The following is a 361-nucleotide window of genomic DNA, read 5'->3' as shown; positions in this document are numbered from 1 at the left end:
GAGGAAGCCTGCGGCCGTATCGATATCCTTTTTAACAACGCGGGTGTCATTCGCCGCAAAACGGTGGTAGAGCTGGAGGAGCAGGATTGGGACCTGGTGATAAACGTCTCCCTCAAAGGTGCGTACAACCTCTCCAAATTTGTGATTCCCATCATGGCAAAATCGGGCGGCGGCAGTATCATCAATACAGGCTCTGGCTGGGGAATCAAGGGCGGCGACAAAGCAGCAGCTTACTGCGCAGCCAAAGCCGGCGTCGTCAATCTGACACGCGCCATGGCGATTGATCACGGACCCGAGAATATTCGTGTCAACTGCGTCTCGCCAGGCGATACGGATACGCCACTTTTGCGTGAGGAAGCCC

General features: G+C 55.7%; 1 protein-coding gene. It reads left to right on the top strand.

Features of this window, described 5'->3' with window-relative positions; all coding sequences use genetic code 11:
- On the top strand, window positions 1-361 hold a 361-nt coding region (locus tag SB775_RS27920; RefSeq protein WP_410864401.1), incomplete at both ends, for an SDR family NAD(P)-dependent oxidoreductase.

The organism is Peribacillus sp. SIMBA_075 (assembly GCF_046534585.1).
The sequence above is the reverse complement of the archived record's forward strand: the minus strand, read 5'-3'. Positions and strand labels throughout refer to the sequence as shown.